This window comes from Cupriavidus taiwanensis (assembly GCF_900249755.1).
Taxonomy (GTDB): Bacteria; Pseudomonadota; Gammaproteobacteria; order Burkholderiales; family Burkholderiaceae; genus Cupriavidus; species Cupriavidus taiwanensis_D.
On record NZ_LT976854.1, the window covers coordinates 467,966 to 483,240 of the forward strand.

A 15,275-nucleotide genomic window follows, 5' to 3' on the forward strand; every position below is an offset into this window, starting at 1 on the left:
CCAACCAGTATAGGAAACGCGGGGCGCGCCGCTCAGCGGTACAGCACGGTCGGCAGCCAGAGGCCGATTTCCGGGAAGACGTAGAGCAGCACCAGCGCAATCAGCTGGATGCCCATGAACGGCAGCATGCCCAGGAAGATCTGGTTCAGCGTGACATGCGGCGGCGCCACGCCCTTCAGGTAGAACGCCGCCATCGCCACCGGCGGCGACAGGAACGCGGTCTGCAGGTTCAGCGCCACCAGCAGCCCGAAGAACAGCGGATCGATGCCGAAGTTGTCCAGCAGCGGGATAAAGATCGGCATGAAGATGATGATGATCTCGGTCCACTCCAGCGGCCAGCCCAGCAGGAAGATGATGAGCTGCGCCAGGATCATGAACTGCACCGGCGACAGGTTCATCGACAGCACCCACTGCTCGACCAGCGCCTGCCCGCCCAGCAGCGCGAACGCCGCCGAGAAGATCGACGAGCCCACGAACAGCCAGCACACCATGGCGCTGGTCTTGGCCGTCAGCAGCACCGATTCCTTGAGCACGCGGAAATTCAGCTGCCGGTACGCGGCCGCCAGCAGCGCGCCGCCGAGCGAGCCGACCGCGGCGGCCTCGGTGGGCGTGGCCAGGCCGAACACGATCGACCCCAGCACTGCCAGGATCAGCAGCGCCAGCGGGAAGAACGAGGTCAGCAGCATCTTGAAGATTTCCACCCGCGCAAAGCTGAAGCGCCAGTAGAAGTACACCAGCAGCAAGCCCGCCACCGCCAGCGTGATCCAGAACCAGCGCGGCGCCGCGACGGCCGCCGCGGCGGGCGGGGCCGGCGGCCGGGCATTCGCTTCGGTGGCCGGTGTGGCTGGTGCAGCGGGAGCGGGAACGGGAGCGGGAGCGGCGGCCGGCGCCGCCGGTTCCTCCGACGGCGGCGCCGCCAGGTCGTCCACCGAAGCGCTGCTTTCTTCGGCGCCGCCCAGCGAGAGCGGCGACTCGACGGCGATGCTCGCGGCCGGCGCGGTGACCGCGCTGTAGATCGTCCCCATCACCAGCGCCGTCGCCAGCGCCGGCAGCAGCACGATGCCGAGCTGGCGCGCGAACACGGCGGTGGGCACCTCGGCGTTGCGCGGGCCCTTGAGCGCACGCATCAGGCCCGCGCCCAGCGCCGGCAGCGCGTGGGTGCTGCCGCGCGCTTGCAGGCTGCGCGCCACTGGCGGCAGCGGCACCACGCGCTCGGCCTCTGGCAGCGGCGGCGCCAGTGCGGGCTTGAGCTTGGCCAGCAGCACGATGTACAGCACATAGAGGCCGGTCAGCATCAGGCCGGGGAAGAATGCGCCCGCATAGAGCTGCACCACCGACACGCCGGCGGTGGCGCCGTAGACGATCAACAGCACGGAAGGCGGGATCAGGATGCCCAGGCAGCCGCCGGCGGTCACCGCGCCGGCCGACATCGAGGTGCTGTAGCCCGCGCGCAGCATCGCCGGGAAGGCCAGCAGGCCCATCAGCGTGACCACCGCGCCGACGATGCCGGTGGCGGTGGCGAAGATCGCGCAGGTCACCAGCGTCGCCACCGCGAGCGAGCCCGGGATCCACGCCAGCGCCAGGTGCAGGCTGCGGAACAGTTTCTCGATCAGGTTCGAGCGCTCGACCAGGTAGCCCATGAACACGAACAGCGGGACCGAGATCAGCACATCGTTGGTCATCACGGCATAGGCGCGCTGCACCATCAGGTCCAGCGTCTGCTGCACCGCGATCTCCGGGTTGGCGTCGCGGTACGCCAGCCAGGCAAACAGCACGCCCATGCCCATCAGCGTGAACGCGGTGGGAAAGCCCAGCATGATCGCCACCACGATCAGCGCCAGCATCAGCAGGCCCAGGTGGCCGTTGGTCCAGTCGCCCGGAGCGGGCATGAACCACACCACGGCACCGATGATCAGCGCCATCAGGACCACACCGAACCACAGTTCCTTCCTCATCGGCCGGCTCCCGGCGGTTGGTCGCGCGGGGGCGGGGATTCGGCCAGCTCAGCCGTGGGCGTGCCTTGCACCATCTCCTTGAGCTTGTCGACGTCGACCTCTTCGACATCGCCTTCGCGCAGCGGCCAGTTACCGCTGCGCAGGCACAGGATGCAGCGGATGGTCTCGGCCACGCCCTGCAGCAGCAGCAGCGCGCCGGCCACCGGGATGACCGCCTTGAACGGATAGATCGGCGGGCCGTCGGCGGCGATGGAAGAGTGTTCGTTCTGCGCCAGCGAGACCTCGAAGAAGTCGATGCCGGCCCAGGCCAGCGCGATCACGCCGGGGAAAAAGAACGCCAGGTACAGCACCAGGTCGATGCCGGCCTGCATCCGCGGCGACAGGAAGCCGTAGAGGATATCGCCGCGCACGTGGCCGCGCTTGGCCAGCGTGTAGGCGCCCGCCAGCATGAACAGCGTGCCGTACAGCATGTTGCTGGCGTCGAACACCCAGGCGTGCGGCGCGCCCAGCGCATAGCGCGAGAACACCTCGTAGCTGATCATCAGCGTGAGCGCGATGATCAGCCACGAGGCAGCCTGGCCGACGAAGGTGCTGAGCCAGTCGATGCGCAGCAGCAGGCGTTGCACGGCGCGCGTCCCGCGGGCTTAGCTGCGCTTGGAGAAGTAATGGCTGCTGGCCAGCCGGTAGTCGACGTTGGTGTCGTTCTGCCAGCGCGTGGAGCGCTGCGCGAAGGCCTTCATCGAATCATTGACCTTCTTGAACATGGGGTTCTCTTTTTCCTTGCGCGCGACGATCTCGTCCCAGATCTTCAGCTGCGCCTGCAGCACCGAGTTGGGGGTGGCGTAGAACTTCACGCCCTGCTGCTGCAGCGCCTGGTAGTCCTTGGAATAGCGGTCGATGGCCTTCATCGACATGTCGGCCGAGGCGGCGTCCACGGCGTTGGCGATCAGTGCCTTGAGCTTGGCCGGCAGCGCGTCGTAGCGCTTCTTGTTGAACAGGATCTCGAACTGCTCCGAGCTCTGGTGGAAGCTGCGCAGCATGCAGACCTTGGACACATCCTGGAATCCCAGCGCGCGGTCGGAGCTGGCGTTGTTGAACTCCGCCGCATCGAGCAGGCCGCGATCCAGCGCCGGCACGATCTCGGCGCCGGGCAGCGCGTTCACCGCCGCGCCCAGGCCGGTGAAGATATCGATCGACAGCCCGACGGTGCGGAACTTCAGGCCCTTGAAGTCTTCCGGCTTGGTGATGGGCTTCTTGAACCAGCCCAGCGGCTGGGTCGGCATCGGCCCGTACAGGAACGACACCACGTCGAGGTTCAGGCTGCGGTAGATCTCCTGCTGCAGTTCCTTGCCGCCGCCGTACTTGTGCCAGGCCAGCAGCATGTTCGGGTCCATGCCCCAGGCCGGGCCCGAGCCCCACAGCGCCAGCGCCGAGTTCTTGCCGTACCAGTACGCGATCACGCCATGGCCGCCGTCCAGCGTGCCCTTGCTGACCGCATCGATCAGGTCGAAGGCCTTGACCACCGCGCCCGCCGGCAGCAGCTCGATCTTCAGGTCGCCGCCCGACATGTCGTTCACCTTGGTGACGAAGTCGCCGGCGAACTCGTGGAAGATGTCCTTGGTCGGCCAGGTGCTCTGCCAGCGCATCGTGACCGGCCCCTGTGCCTTGACGATGGCCGGGAAGCCCATCGCTGCCGCGCCCGCGGCAGCGCCGGCGGCGCCGCCAAGGAAGCCGCGCCGGGACACGCCGTTGCTCCGTCCATCTGATTTCCTCGCCCTGGATGCCATGACCGTCTCCCTCTGCTGAGTGTGGGACTACCCGCGAGCCTGCCGGCCATGGGGGGCCGAGGCAGCTCGCCTTTGACGCGAACACCGGAAAAGTCGGGAAAAACTGGAGCATGCGGGGCCAGCGGACGCACGGCAGGCCCGCGGACGGGCAGGGGCTGCCGTGCAGGTGGCCCGTGATTCCCTTCATGGTAGGAAAGGCACAGGCAACCACAATCTAGGGATTACCCGCGCGGTGTGCGCCGGCGCACTTTGTGGCGGCGCGCGCCTCCTGCTCAGACGCGCGCGATGCCGACGGTGAAGCGGGCCTCGAGCATGCCAGCCGCGTCGGCGGCCTGGCGCACCTCCATCAGGTTGGGGCGTGAACCCGCGATGGGGTCCTGCGCGGTGGCGCGCGACGGCACGCCGTGCGCGCGATAGGCCGGATGGCTGCCGAGGATCTCGCGGTTGAGCGCGTCGCTGAAATAGAGCTGGCTGGTCAGCGCTTCGGCGCGTCCGAGCAGCACCTTGAAGTGGATATGGATGGCGCGCGACGGGTACCAGCCCGGATAGACCGAGGTGAAGGCGGCGACGCCGTCGCTGTCCGCGGGCTGCACGCCGCGCAGGAAGCGCGCCTGCCGGTCACCGCGGCCTTCGCCGCTGTACTGGCCTTGCGCATCGCAGTGCCAGATGCTGACCAGCGCACCCGGCACCGGTACGCAGCCATGCCTGGCGTCGACGACCCGGATGCGCAGGCGCATGGGCTGGCCGGGGCGGCCGTCGCGGATATCGGCACGCACCAGCGCGTCGTCCAGGTAGAAGGGCCCTTCGGTGGCGGCTGGTGTCAGCAGGCACGCGGCAGGCGTTGCCGCGCCGGCCAGGCCGGGCCCGATGCCGGCCGCGGCCAGCAGGCCCAGGTCACGCAGGAAGCGGCGGCGCGCCGCCGCATCGGGGTCGGCCGGGACGCTGGCGCCAGGCGCCGGACCCGCTGTCATGGTGGCCTCCGTGGTGTTGCGCGGGCGCCGGGCGCTGGGCTGCTGCGCCTCAGCGTCCCATGGCCTTGAGCATGGAATAGCCGTGGCTGGTGATGCGCGGCGCCTGGCGGCAACCGTGCAGGACTTCCAGGTGTACGAATTGCTTGTCGACCAGGGCCTTCAGGTCGGTGGGATCGATCTGGCGGGAATCGGTGGAATCGAGGGAATCGGGGCCATCGCTCAGCAATAGCAGCGTGGCAAATTCATGCGGGCTCAGCACGTTCGTCTCCTTGGTGAGAAGGGGGGCGTTTGCTGGGAGTCTGCGCGGCGACATCGCGCCGGCGAAGAAGGCGTAACACGATCGCGAAAGACCGCGCGGCCCATGCGCAGCGCATGCTGCGCTGCAATGCCGCGTGCCTGATGCAATCCACTGGTTTGACGGGATGGTCCGCGCACGGTTCCGCGTTGCGGCGGGCCGTTACATGTGATCCGGCGTCGCACCACCGTCATCACCATACTAGCCAGCATTGGTGACAATGCGAAGGCCATGCTGGCTGCGTGGGCAACGCAGCGGCCGCCAGCCGCTGCGCGCAATACTCTGTCCCTCTTATTGATCCTGCCGCGCGCGCCAGGCCTCGTACAGGTCGATGCCCTCGTCGCGAGCCGGTACGTAGGCCAGTTTCATCTCGCGCTGCGCCAGCGGACGCGCCAGCTCGACGTAGCCGCGCTCGGCCGACAGGTCGTAAGGGGCGCCGTCCTCGTTGGAATACGCGTAATAGACCGCCTCGACGCCGGCCAGGTACATCGCCGTCAGGCACATCGGGCACGGATAGCCGCTGGCATAGACGGTGCAGCCGCTCAGGTCGGGCTTGCCCAGCGCGCGGCTGGCGGCGCGCACCGCCTGCATCTCGGCATGCGCGCTGGGGTCGCAGCTGGAATCCACTTCGTTGACCGCGCGCGCCAGCACCTTGCCCTCCTTGACGACCACGGCGCCAAAGGGCCAGGTATTGCGCTCGCGCACGTTTTCCATGGCGAGGCGGATGGAATCGAGCAGATAGGCTTCGGTTGTCGACACGCGTTGGCTCCGGTTTTTTTTTTGGCCTGGCCCGGGCAGGCTTTGATTTGATGGCGGGCCCTCGGGACTATAGGGCAGTGTGCGTGGGTGGGGTGGTGGGGGTTGTTATAGAGCGTATTTCGGTTGGTCTCTAGTGAGTGGCGGGTGTTGGCTGCGCTCGCACGCGTTGTCGCTGGAGAGCCCACTGTCTCTGATTTTCCGCGTGTTTGCTCCCCTCTCCCGCTCGCGGGAGAGGGGCGGGGGTGAGGGCCGGCGCATCCATGAAGTCAGGACCAGGCACACTCCCAGGCGCCTCGCCGCGCCAACCCCCCGCCTTTGCCTGTCAGCCCGGATGCACTACAACCAGTAGTGCGGTGGCCGTGGTCTTGCCACCATTGGAGATTGCATGTGCGACATCGGCCGCATAGCGCGCGGTCTCGCCGTGCCGCAGCTTCTTTTCATCGGCGCCCGCGCGCACCGTCATCGCTCCGCTCAGCACCGACAGGTGTTCCTGGGTGCCGGACTCGTGCGGCTCCGAAGCCAGCACGCCGCCAGCCTGGATCGTCAGCTCATACCACTCGAAGCGCCCGGCCAGTTCGATCGGGCCCAGGATGCGCAGGTCGCAGCGCGTGTCCGGGCTCTTCAGCGACGGGATCGCATGCGGCTGGACCACGGTGATGCCGCCGCCGGCGCGCTCGCCGGTGCCGCCGGCGAGGAAATCCGCCAGGTTCACGCCCAGCGCATTGGCCAGGCGCCACAGCACCGCGACGGTCGGATTGGCCAGGTTGCGTTCGATCTGCGACAGCATCGACTTGGACACCCCCGCGCGGCGCGACAGTTCGTCGAGCGACAGCCGCTGCTGCTGCCGCAGCGCCTGCAGCGCCATGCCGACGGCGGGCGGCCCTTCGACGGGCGAAGTCTGGACCAGGGCTTGCGTCATGGAATGATGTTCGTTATATTGCGCAAAACGTTCGATATATAGAACGTGTTCGATTTATCGATCGGATCGTAGCACATCCGCCCGCACACCCATCGACCCCAACCGGAGCCAAGCCATGCCGAATGCCCAGGCGTTCTACGCGTCCATCCGCGACGAGCTGCAATCCATCCGCGACGCCGGGCTGTACAAGAACGAGCGCGTGATCGCCACGCCGCAGGGCGCGCGCGTGCGCACCAGCGATGGCCGCGAGGTGATCAACCTGTGTGCCAACAACTACCTGGGCCTGTCTTCGCACCCGCGCGTGATCGAGGCCGCGCACGAAGCGCTGCGCACGCACGGCTTCGGCCTCAGCTCGGTGCGCTTCATCTGCGGCACGCAGGACCTGCACAAGACGCTGGAGGCGCGGCTGTCGGTCTTCCTCGGCACCGAGGACACCATCCTCTACGGCTCGGCCTTCGATGCCAATGGCGGTTTGTTCGAAACGCTGCTGGGGGCGGAAGACGCGGTCATCAGCGATGCGCTCAACCACGCCTCGATCATCGACGGCATCCGGCTGTCCAAGGCGCGGCGCTACCGCTACCAGCACAACGACATGCAAGACCTGCGCGCGCAGCTGGAGCAGGCCCGTGCCGACGGCGCGCGCTACACGCTGGTGTTTTCCGACGGCGTGTTCTCGATGGACGGCACCGTGGCGCGGCTGGACGAAATGCGCGCGCTCTGCGACGAGTATGGCGCGCTGCTTGGCATCGACGAATGCCATGCCACCGGCTTCATGGGCCAGCGCGGCCGCGGCACGCACGAGGCGCGCGGCGTGTTCGGCAAGGTCGACATCATCACCGGCACGCTGGGCAAGGCGCTGGGCGGCGCGTCCGGCGGCTTCACCAGTGCGCGCAAGGAAGTGGTGGCGCTGCTGCGCCAGCGCTCGCGGCCGTATCTGTTCTCGAACACGGTGGCGCCGGCGATCGTGGGCGCGTCGATCGCGGTGCTCGATATCCTCGAAGCCAGCACCGAGCTGCGCGACCGGCTCGAGCGCAACACGAAGTTCTTCCGCGCCGGGCTGGACCAGCTGGGCTTCGACGTCAAGGCCGGCGACCACCCGATCATCCCGATCATGGTCTACGACGCCGACAAGGCGCAGCAGCTCGCGCAGCGGCTGCTGGAGCTGGGCGTGTACGTGGTGGGCTTTTTCTACCCGGTGGTGCCTCAGGGCCAGGCGCGCATCCGCGTGCAGATGAGCGCGCTGCATGACGAGGCCACGCTGCAGGCGGCGCTGGATGCGTTCGGCCAGGCCGGCCGCGAACTGGGGCTGCGCTGATGGAAGCTGGCAAACCGAAGATCCTGATCGTCGGCGCCAATGGCCAGATCGGGTCTGAACTGGCACTGGCGCTGGCCGATCGCTACGGGCGCACCAACGTGATCACCTCAGACGTGGTGCCCACCGGCCGCCACGTGCAGCTGACGCACGAGATGCTCAACGCCACCGACCGCGGCGAACTGGCCACGGTGGTCGAGCGCCATGGCATCACCCAGGTCTACCTGCTGGCCGCGGCGCTGTCCGCCACCGGCGAGAAGGCGCCGCAGTGGGCCTGGAACCTCAACATGACCAGCCTGCTCAACGTGCTGGAGCTGGCGCGCCAGACCGGGCTGGAGCGGGTGTTCTGGCCCAGCTCGATCGCCGCCTTCGGCCCGACCACGCCCGCCGCGCACACGCCGCAGCAGACCGTGATGGAGCCCACCACGGTCTACGGCATTTCCAAGCAGGCGGGCGAGGGCTGGTGCCGCTGGTACCACGCCAACCATGGCGTCGATGTGCGCAGCGTGCGCTATCCCGGGCTGATCTCGCACAAGACCCCGCCCGGCGGCGGCACCACCGACTACGCCGTCGATATCTTCCACGCGGCGGTGAAGGGCGAGCCCTACACCTGCTTCCTGAAGGAAGACGAGGCCCTGCCGATGATGTATATGCCCGATGCGATCCGCGCCACCATCGAACTGATGGAGGCGCCGGCGGCCCAGCTCGGCGAGCGCGGCAGCTACAACATCGCCGGCATGAGCTTTACGCCGGCGCAGATCGCCGCGGCCATCCGCGAGCAGGTGCCGGGCTTCGAGATTCGCTACGAACCGGACTATCGCCAGGCAATTGCGCAGGGCTGGCCGGATTCGATCGACGACTCGGTCGCGCGCGCGGACTGGGGCTGGCGTGCGCAATACGGCCTGAAGGAGATGGTGGCGGACATGCTGGCCAACCTGAGGGCGGCGCTGGCCGGCTGAGCCGCTGCGGCGTGCTAAGGCGCGATCGCGTCGTCGATGGCGATGCGGATGCCTTCGGTGCCGACCGCTACCGGTCCGGTGCGTCCCACCAGGTCCCCGGCCTTCGGCAAGGCGCTGCCGCTGACCGAGATCCGCGCTTCCAGCATGACCTGCTGCTGCCCCGACAACCGGTGCTCGGGCCGCATCGCCATCGCATCGTCCAGCGTGAACGACAGCGGCAGGTCGCGCGCCTGCCGGCGCAGCACCGCCAGCGGCATGCGCGAGCCGTCCGTCGGCAGCGCATAGACGAAGAGCGTATCGCCCGGTTGCGGCGTGCGCCCGGCCTTTTCGCCGAGCGTGACCATGCCGGTGATCTTCGGGGCTGGCGCCGCGGCATCGGTGCCGCGCGCGGCAGCAAGGTTGGCGGCGATGCGCGCCGCGGTCTGCGAATCGGCCGGCAGCAGCCGGTGCAGGTGCTCCCAGTAGCCGATCGCCGCCTGCTTGTCGCCGCGTTGCGCCGCGGCGCTGGCGGCCAGCGCCAGCGCCTTGGGGTCGTCCGGATCCAGCACCAGCGCCTGGCGCACCTGCGCCATCGGCGCGCCGTCGAGCGCGCCGCCGTTCAGGCTGGCCAGCACGTCGGCGTAGTCGGCGCGCAGCGCGGCCACGTCCGGCGCCAGCTCGACCGCGCGCGCGTAGGCGGCCGCGGCGTCGGCATGACGCTCCAGCACGCTGTACGAGCGTGCCAGCATGGCCCAGCCCTGCGCATCGCCGGGCGCGTCGCGCAGGCGCTGCGCCAGCTGGTTCACCATGCCCTCGACCTGCGCGCCACTGAGCTGATGCTCGCTGCCGCTGGCCGCGGGCAGGTCGTCGGCGCGCCACAGCGCCACCGGGTTGCCGAGATGCAGGTAGAGCAGGATGGCGGCGCTGGGCAGCAAGGCCAGCAGCAGCGCGGCCAGCAGCGGAGAAGCGCCCGCGCCGGCCGGCGCGCTGCTGCTGCCGGCGGCCTCGTCCAGCAGCCGGCGGCCCAGCTCATCGCGGGCTTCGGCATGGCGTGCCGCGCCCAGGGTGCCGGCGCGCAGGTCGCGGTCCAGCTCGCGCAACTGGTCGTGGTAGAGGTCGACCAGCAGCGCGCGCTCGGGCGTGGCGGTAGCGGACGGCGCACGGCGGCGCAACAGCGGCCAGAGCAGGCACGCGGTGGCGGCGGCAATCAGTGCGGCGGCCAGCAGCCAGAAGGTGGTCATGGCGGGCGGCGCTCCGTGGGCGAGGCCTCCAGCAGGTCCGCCAGCGCGCGCTGCGCGGCGGCGTCCAGTGGCGCGTCAGCCTGCGTGCCGGCCGCGGCCTTGCGCGAGCGTGCCCGCGCGATCGCGGCCACGGCGGCGGCCAGCAGCAGCAACGGCCCGAACCACAGCAGCCACGTCAGCGGCCGCAGCGGCGGCTGGTACAGCACGAAGTCGCCGTAGCGCTGCACCAGGTAGTCCTTGATGGCGGCGTCGCTGGCGCCGTCGCGCAGTTGCGCGCGGATCTGGCGGCGCAGGTCGACCGCCAGCTCGGCGTTGGAGTCGGCCAGGGTCTGGTTCTGGCAGACCAGGCAGCGCAACTCGGTCGACAGCGCATGCACGCGCGCATCGAGCTCGGCTTCGCTCAGCGCCATCGCCTGCAGCGCAACGCAGCCAAGGCACGCGGCAAGCGTCGTGCGGATCCGGCTAGGCATCGCTGCCTCCCTGGCGTTGCAGCTGCTCGATCAGCGGGATCAGCTTGCGCTCCAGCACCTCGCGCGTGACCGGGCCGACCTGGCGGTAGCGCACCACCCCGTGCTGGTCGATGACGAAGGTCTCGGGCACGCCATAGACGCCGTAGTCGATGCCGACCCGGCCGTCGGCGTCGACCAGCGACGCGGCATAGGGGTCGCCCAGCCGCCGCAGCCAGTCGCGCGCGGCGCCGGCTTCGTCCTTGTAGTTGAGGCCGTACAGCGGCACCGGCGCGCGCGCGGCAAAGTCCACCAGCAGCGGATGCTCGGTGCGGCAGGCGGCGCACCACGAGGCCCATACGTTGAGCAGCCAGACCTTGCCGCGCAGCTCGGTGCTGCGCAGCGTGCGGCCTTCGGGTTCGAGCAGCGGCAGGCGGAACGCCGGCGCGGCCTTGCCGACCAGCGGCGACGGCAGTTCGCGCGGGTCGTGGCGCAGCCCGGCCGCCAGCGCGACGGCAAGGGCGAGGAAGGCGGCCAGCGGCAGCAGGAAGCGCGTCATGCCGGCGTCTCCTCGCGGACGGAGGCTAGTGCCGGCACCGTGGGCGCCTCGGCTGGGGCCGGCGCGTTGACCGCGTCGGTGGCGCGGCGCCGCAGCCGGTAGCGCTTGTCGCACACCGCCAGCAGCCCGCCCAGCGCCATCAGCACGCAGCCGGCCCAGATCCAGCCGACAAAGGGCTTGACGTGGATGCGCACGGCCCAGGCGCTGCCGTCGGCGTCGTTGCCGACATGCTCGCCCAGCGCCACGTAGAGGTCGCGCGTCACGCCGCTGTCGATCGCCGCTTCGGTGGTGGGCATGTCCTGGCTGCGGTAGATGCGGCGCTCGGGATGGAGCACCGCCACGCGCCGGCCCTCGCGCGCGGCCACCAGCGTGCCGCGCAGCGCGTCGTAGTTGGGCCCGCCGGCCTGAGTCACGCCGGCGAAGCGGAAGTCATAGCCGCCCACGCTGACGCTGTCGCCTGCGCGCATCGGCAGTTCGCGCAGGCTTTCCTGGCCGGATACCAGCGTCACGCCGGCGATGAAGACGCCCACGCCGGCGTGCGCGAGCAGCATGCCCCAGTAGCTGGGCGTGAACTGGCGCAGCGCCGCCAGCCGGCGGCCGTGCTGGTGGTGCAGCCGCGCCGCCACGCTGGCCACCGCGCTCAGCACGCACCAGGCCGCCAGCAGCAGCCCCAGCCCGCTCAGCGCCGACGCATTGCGCAGCACCAGCAGCAGCCCCAGCCCGATGGCCGCGCTGGCCAGCGCGGCCCAGCGCAGCCGGCGCGCCATGCCGGGCAGGTCGCCGTGGCGCCAGCGCGCCAGCGGCGCGGCGCCCATCAGCAGCACCGCGGGCGCCATCAGCGGCACGAACACCTGCTCGAAATACGCCGGGCCGACCGAGATCTTGCCCAGCCCCAGCACATCGACCAGCAGCGGGTAGAGCGTGCCCAGCAGCACCGTGGCGGCGGCGACCGCCAGCAGCACATTGTTGGCCAATAGCATCGACTCGCGCGACACCGCCGCGAACGCCACGCGGCGCGCCAGCGCCGGCGCGCGCCATGCATACAGCGCCAGCGCCAGCCCGGTCACCAGCCCCAGCAGCGCCAGGATGAAGATGCCGCGCTTCGGGTCCACGGCGAAGGCGTGGACCGAGGTCAGCACGCCGGAGCGGACCAGGAAGGTGCCGAGCAGGCTCAGCGAGAAGGTGAAGATCGCGAGCAGCACGGTCCACGCGCGAAACGCGCCGCGCTTCTCGGTGACCGCCAGCGAATGCATCAGCGCGGTGCCGGCCAGCCAGGGCATGAACGAGGCATTCTCGACCGGGTCCCAGAACCACCAGCCGCCCCAGCCCAGCTCGTAGTAGGCCCAGGCGCTGCCCAGCATGATGCCCAGCGTCAGGAAGGCCCACGCCACCGTGGTCCACGGCCGCGACCAGCGGGCCCAGGCGGCATCGACGCGCCCGGCCAGCAGCGCGGCCACGGCGAAGGCAAAGGTCACCGAGAAGCCGACGTAGCCCATGTACAGCAGTGGCGGGTGGAACACCATGCCGGGGTCCTGCAGCAGCGGGTTCAGGTCGCGGCCTTCCATCGCCGGCGGCAGCAGCCGCACGAACGGGTTGGAGGCAAACAGCAGGAACGCCAGGAAGCCGGCGCTGATCGCGCCCATCACGGCCAGCACGCGGGCCACCGCGGCCAGCGGCAGCTGCCGGCTGCACACCGACACCGCCAGCGACCACAGCGCCAGCATCAGCGTCCACAGCAGCATCGAGCCTTCATGCCCGCCCCATACCGCGGCGATGCGGTACGCGAGCGGCAGCGCGCTGTTGGCGTTGGCGGCGACGTAGCGCACGCTGAAGTCGTTGCTGACGAAGGACCACGTCAGTGCCGCAAACGACAGCGCCACCAGCACGCATTGCACACGCGCGGCGGGGCGCGCCAGCGCCATCCACGCCAGCCGGCCGCGCGCCGCGCCGGCCAGCGGCACCACCGCCTGCACCAGCGCCACGAGCAGCGCTACGATCAGCGCGAAGTGGCCCAGCTCGGCGATCACCGGCGCACCTCTTGCACGGCCATGGCCCCGGCCATGCGCGGCTTGGCCTGGCCGGCCTGCTTCAGCGCATCGGCGGCCTCGGGCGGCATGTAGTTCTCGTCGTGCTTGGCCAGCACCTCGCTGGCGATGAAGGTGCCGTCCGCGCGCAACTGGCCGCGCGCGACCACGCCCTTGCCTTCGCGGAACAGGTCGGGCAGCAGGCCGCGGTACTGCACCGGCACCTCGCGCGCGGTGTCGGTCACGACGAAGCGCACCGTCATGCCGTCGCCCTCGCGCCGGATCGAGCCGGGCGCGACCAGCCCGCCCAGCCGGAAGCTGCGCGCCACCGGTGCCTCGTGCGCGGCGACCTGGCTCGGGCTGAAGAAGAACACCAGGTTGGAGCGAAAGGCATTGAGCACCAGCGCCGCCGCGATGCCGCAGCAGGCCAGCGCCGCGGCCAGCAGCCCGAAGCGGCGCTGGCGTGGCGTCATTGGCCGGCTTCCTCGCGCGTGGCGCGGCAGCGGCGCGCCAGCAGCACCAGCTCCAGCGCCAGCAGCAGCGCGCTCACGCCGAAGGCGCCGGCGATGAAGATGCCGTGGTGCCCGTAGGGCAGCAGCGTGGACAGCGTCATGAGGGCTCTCCGGAAACCCTCGCCGGGCCGCGCGGCGCCTCGCCGCGTTCGCGCAGGATGCAGCGCACGCGCACCAGCGCCACCGCCACCGTGTACATCCAGCACGCCAGCGTCATCAGCAGCATGCCGGCCAGCATGGTGGCCGCCATCGACGGCGCCGCGGTCAGGCTGACCGAGGCGCCCTGGTGCAGCGTGTTCCACCACTGCACCGAGAAATAGATCACCGGGATGTTGACCACCCCCACCAGCGCCAGCACCGCGCAGGCGCGCTCGGCGCGGCGCGGCTCGTCGATGGCGGCTTCCAGCGCGATAAAGCCCAGGTACAGGAACAGCAGGATCAGCTCGGAGGTCAGCCGCGCATCCCAGACCCACCATGTGCCCCAGGTGGGCTGGCCCCACAGCGCGCCGGTCCACAGCGCCAGCGCGGTGAAGAGCGCGCCGGTCGGCGCCAGCGCCGACGCCATCATCGCCGACAGCCGCGTGCGCAGCACCAGCGCCAGCGCGCAGTAGCCGGCCATGACCAGGTAGATGAACATTGACATCCACGCCGCCGGCACATGGATGAAAATGATGCGGTAGACCTCGCCCTGCTGCGCGTCGGTGGGCGCCACGCCGAAGCCGACATACAAGCCGGCGAGCGCGAACACCGCCGCGGCGGCGAAGAACCACGGCGCCATGCGCCCGGCCAGCGGATAGAAGCGTACCGGTGCCGCGTACGCGGTCCAGGCGAGACGCGCCCGCAGCGCCGCAGCAGTGGGCAGCGATGGCAGCGGCTGGCTCATGCCGGCGTCTCCATGGCAATGCGCAGCCCGGCGGCGGCGGCCAGCGGGCACAGCAACAGCGACAGCGCCAGGCATGCGCCCAGCAGCGAGAACTGCGCGGTCACGTCGAGCCCGGCATCGGCCGCGGCCGCGGCGCCGGCACCGAACACCAGCACCGGCACGCACAGCGGCAGCACCAGGATGCACAGCAGCACCGCGCCGCCGCGCAGGCCCAGCGTCAGCGCCGCGCCGACCGCGCCGATCAGGCTCAGCGCCGGCGTGCCGACCAGCAGCGACGCCGCCAGTCCCAGCGCCGCGCCGAAGGGCAAGCCGTATTGCTGCGCCAGCAGCGGCGTCAGCAACAGCAGCGGCAGGCCGCTGGTAAGCCAGTGCGCGGCGATCTTGGCCAGCACCAGCAGCGCCAGCGGGTGCGGCGACAGCAGCAGCTGGTCCAGGCTGCCGTCGGCATGCTCCTGCGCGAACAGCCGCGACAGCGACAGCATCGAGGCCAGCAGCGCGGTCACCCACAGGATGCCCGGCGCCAGCGCGCGCAGCTGCTGCGGTTCCGGTCCGATCGCCAGCGGGAACAGGCTGGCGGCCATGACAAAGAACACCACGCCGCCGAGCAGGCTGCCGCGCCGCCGCCACGACAGCGACACATCGTGCGCGACGATGGCGGCGAGCGTGCCCGCCAT

17 protein-coding genes are annotated in these 15,275 nt (G+C 70.2%); 2 read left to right on the forward strand and 15 right to left on the reverse strand.

Going from position 1 to position 15,275, the window contains the following annotated elements; translation table 11 throughout:
• Positions 1–32: 32 nt before the first annotated feature.
• The 7 genes from CBM2594_RS17890 to CBM2594_RS17920 form a co-directional block, all read right to left on the reverse strand.
• Positions 33–1,955 (reverse strand): TRAP transporter large permease, encoded by a 1,923-nt coding sequence (locus CBM2594_RS17890; RefSeq protein ID WP_116358164.1) that lies wholly within the window; start codon positions 1,953–1,955, stop codon positions 33–35.
• Positions 1,952–2,581, reverse strand: a complete 630-nt coding sequence (locus CBM2594_RS17895) for a TRAP transporter small permease subunit (protein WP_116358165.1) — start codon at positions 2,579–2,581, stop codon at positions 1,952–1,954. The genes CBM2594_RS17890 and CBM2594_RS17895 overlap by 4 nt, the downstream gene beginning before the upstream one ends.
• 18 nt (positions 2,582–2,599) lie before the next feature.
• Positions 2,600–3,742, reverse strand: a complete 1,143-nt coding sequence (locus CBM2594_RS17900; RefSeq protein WP_116358166.1) for a TRAP transporter substrate-binding protein — start codon at positions 3,740–3,742, stop codon at positions 2,600–2,602.
• A 272-nt stretch (positions 3,743–4,014) separates the two neighbouring features.
• Complete coding sequence (locus CBM2594_RS17905) at positions 4,015–4,713, reverse strand: intradiol ring-cleavage dioxygenase (RefSeq protein WP_116358167.1); 699 nt, start codon at positions 4,711–4,713, stop codon at positions 4,015–4,017.
• A gap of 49 nt (positions 4,714–4,762) precedes the next feature.
• Positions 4,763–4,972, reverse strand: a complete 210-nt coding sequence (locus CBM2594_RS17910; protein ID WP_116358168.1) for a hypothetical protein — start codon at positions 4,970–4,972, stop codon at positions 4,763–4,765.
• A gap of 327 nt (positions 4,973–5,299) precedes the next feature.
• A complete protein-coding gene (locus CBM2594_RS17915) occupies positions 5,300–5,767 on the reverse strand; it encodes a nucleoside deaminase (RefSeq protein WP_116358169.1) in 468 nt (155 codons plus the stop codon).
• A 322-nt stretch (positions 5,768–6,089) separates the two neighbouring features.
• Positions 6,090–6,686: a helix-turn-helix domain-containing protein gene (locus CBM2594_RS17920; protein WP_116358170.1), complete on the reverse strand. Its 597-nt coding sequence runs from the start codon at positions 6,684–6,686 to the stop codon at positions 6,090–6,092.
• 115 nt (positions 6,687–6,801) lie between these two features.
• Here CBM2594_RS17920 and kbl point away from each other — a divergent pair, with 115 nt between their 5' ends.
• Together kbl and CBM2594_RS17930 are read left to right on the forward strand one after the other, a co-directional pair.
• Positions 6,802–8,001, forward strand: a complete 1,200-nt coding sequence (gene kbl / locus CBM2594_RS17925) for a glycine C-acetyltransferase (protein WP_116358171.1) — start codon at positions 6,802–6,804, stop codon at positions 7,999–8,001.
• Entirely contained in the window at positions 8,001–8,957 is a 957-nt protein-coding gene (locus CBM2594_RS17930; RefSeq protein ID WP_116358172.1) for an L-threonine 3-dehydrogenase, read from the forward strand. Before kbl ends, CBM2594_RS17930 begins: the two co-directional genes overlap by 1 nt.
• Positions 8,958–8,971: 14 nt before the next feature.
• Here the strand turns inward: CBM2594_RS17930 and ccmI are convergent, their stop codons facing one another.
• Genes ccmI through ccmB form a run of 8 tightly spaced genes read right to left on the reverse strand, consistent with a single transcriptional unit; the run spans position 8,972 to position 15,275 of the window.
• Positions 8,972–10,177 (reverse strand): c-type cytochrome biogenesis protein CcmI, encoded by a 1,206-nt coding sequence (ccmI, locus tag CBM2594_RS17935; RefSeq protein WP_116358173.1) that lies wholly within the window; start codon positions 10,175–10,177, stop codon positions 8,972–8,974.
• Positions 10,174–10,647: a cytochrome c-type biogenesis protein gene (locus CBM2594_RS17940; protein ID WP_116358174.1), complete on the reverse strand. Its 474-nt coding sequence runs from the start codon at positions 10,645–10,647 to the stop codon at positions 10,174–10,176. Before CBM2594_RS17940 ends, ccmI begins: the two co-directional genes overlap by 4 nt.
• On the reverse strand, positions 10,640–11,182 hold the full coding sequence (locus tag CBM2594_RS17945; protein WP_116358175.1) for a DsbE family thiol:disulfide interchange protein: 543 nt from the start codon (positions 11,180–11,182) through the stop codon (positions 10,640–10,642). Before CBM2594_RS17945 ends, CBM2594_RS17940 begins: the two co-directional genes overlap by 8 nt.
• A complete protein-coding gene (locus tag CBM2594_RS17950) occupies positions 11,179–13,209 on the reverse strand; it encodes a heme lyase CcmF/NrfE family subunit (RefSeq protein ID WP_116358176.1) in 2,031 nt (676 codons plus the stop codon). The genes CBM2594_RS17945 and CBM2594_RS17950 overlap by 4 nt, the downstream gene beginning before the upstream one ends.
• Positions 13,206–13,679 carry a cytochrome c maturation protein CcmE gene (gene ccmE, locus CBM2594_RS17955; protein WP_116358177.1) on the reverse strand — a complete coding sequence of 158 codons (474 nt, stop codon included), beginning with the start codon at positions 13,677–13,679 and terminating at the stop codon, positions 13,206–13,208. Before ccmE ends, CBM2594_RS17950 begins: the two co-directional genes overlap by 4 nt.
• Positions 13,676–13,819 (reverse strand): heme exporter protein CcmD, encoded by a 144-nt coding sequence (ccmD, locus tag CBM2594_RS17960; RefSeq protein ID WP_116358178.1) that lies wholly within the window; start codon positions 13,817–13,819, stop codon positions 13,676–13,678. Before ccmD ends, ccmE begins: the two co-directional genes overlap by 4 nt.
• On the reverse strand, positions 13,816–14,601 hold the full coding sequence (locus CBM2594_RS17965) for a heme ABC transporter permease (RefSeq protein ID WP_116358179.1): 786 nt from the start codon (positions 14,599–14,601) through the stop codon (positions 13,816–13,818). Before CBM2594_RS17965 ends, ccmD begins: the two co-directional genes overlap by 4 nt.
• Positions 14,598–15,275: a heme exporter protein CcmB gene (gene ccmB, locus CBM2594_RS17970; protein ID WP_116358180.1), complete on the reverse strand. Its 678-nt coding sequence runs from the start codon at positions 15,273–15,275 to the stop codon at positions 14,598–14,600. Before ccmB ends, CBM2594_RS17965 begins: the two co-directional genes overlap by 4 nt.

Bases quoted from the DNA above. Each gene is read 5' to 3' on its own strand.
- CBM2594_RS17965 (WP_116358179.1), bottom strand. From the start codon at position 14,601: ATGAGCCAGCCGCTGCCATCGCTGCCCACTGCTGCGGCGCTGCGGGCG.
- ccmD (WP_116358178.1), bottom strand. From the start codon at position 13,819: ATGACGCTGTCCACGCTGCTGCCCTACGGGCACCACGGCATCTTCATC.
- CBM2594_RS17905 (WP_116358167.1), bottom strand. From the start codon at position 4,713: ATGACAGCGGGTCCGGCGCCTGGCGCCAGCGTCCCGGCCGACCCCGAT.
- CBM2594_RS17890 (WP_116358164.1), bottom strand. From the start codon at position 1,955: ATGAGGAAGGAACTGTGGTTCGGTGTGGTCCTGATGGCGCTGATCATC.
- CBM2594_RS17900 (WP_116358166.1), bottom strand. From the start codon at position 3,742: ATGGCATCCAGGGCGAGGAAATCAGATGGACGGAGCAACGGCGTGTCC.
- CBM2594_RS17940 (WP_116358174.1), bottom strand. From the start codon at position 10,647: ATGCCTAGCCGGATCCGCACGACGCTTGCCGCGTGCCTTGGCTGCGTT.
- CBM2594_RS17945 (WP_116358175.1), bottom strand. From the start codon at position 11,182: ATGACGCGCTTCCTGCTGCCGCTGGCCGCCTTCCTCGCCCTTGCCGTC.
- ccmI (WP_116358173.1), bottom strand. From the start codon at position 10,177: ATGACCACCTTCTGGCTGCTGGCCGCCGCACTGATTGCCGCCGCCACC.
- CBM2594_RS17920 (WP_116358170.1), bottom strand. From the start codon at position 6,686: ATGACGCAAGCCCTGGTCCAGACTTCGCCCGTCGAAGGGCCGCCCGCC.
- kbl (WP_116358171.1), top strand. From the start codon at position 6,802: ATGCCGAATGCCCAGGCGTTCTACGCGTCCATCCGCGACGAGCTGCAA.
- ccmE (WP_116358177.1), bottom strand. From the start codon at position 13,679: ATGACGCCACGCCAGCGCCGCTTCGGGCTGCTGGCCGCGGCGCTGGCC.
- ccmB (WP_116358180.1), bottom strand. From the start codon at position 15,275: ATGGCGGGCACGCTCGCCGCCATCGTCGCGCACGATGTGTCGCTGTCG.
- CBM2594_RS17930 (WP_116358172.1), top strand. From the start codon at position 8,001: ATGGAAGCTGGCAAACCGAAGATCCTGATCGTCGGCGCCAATGGCCAG.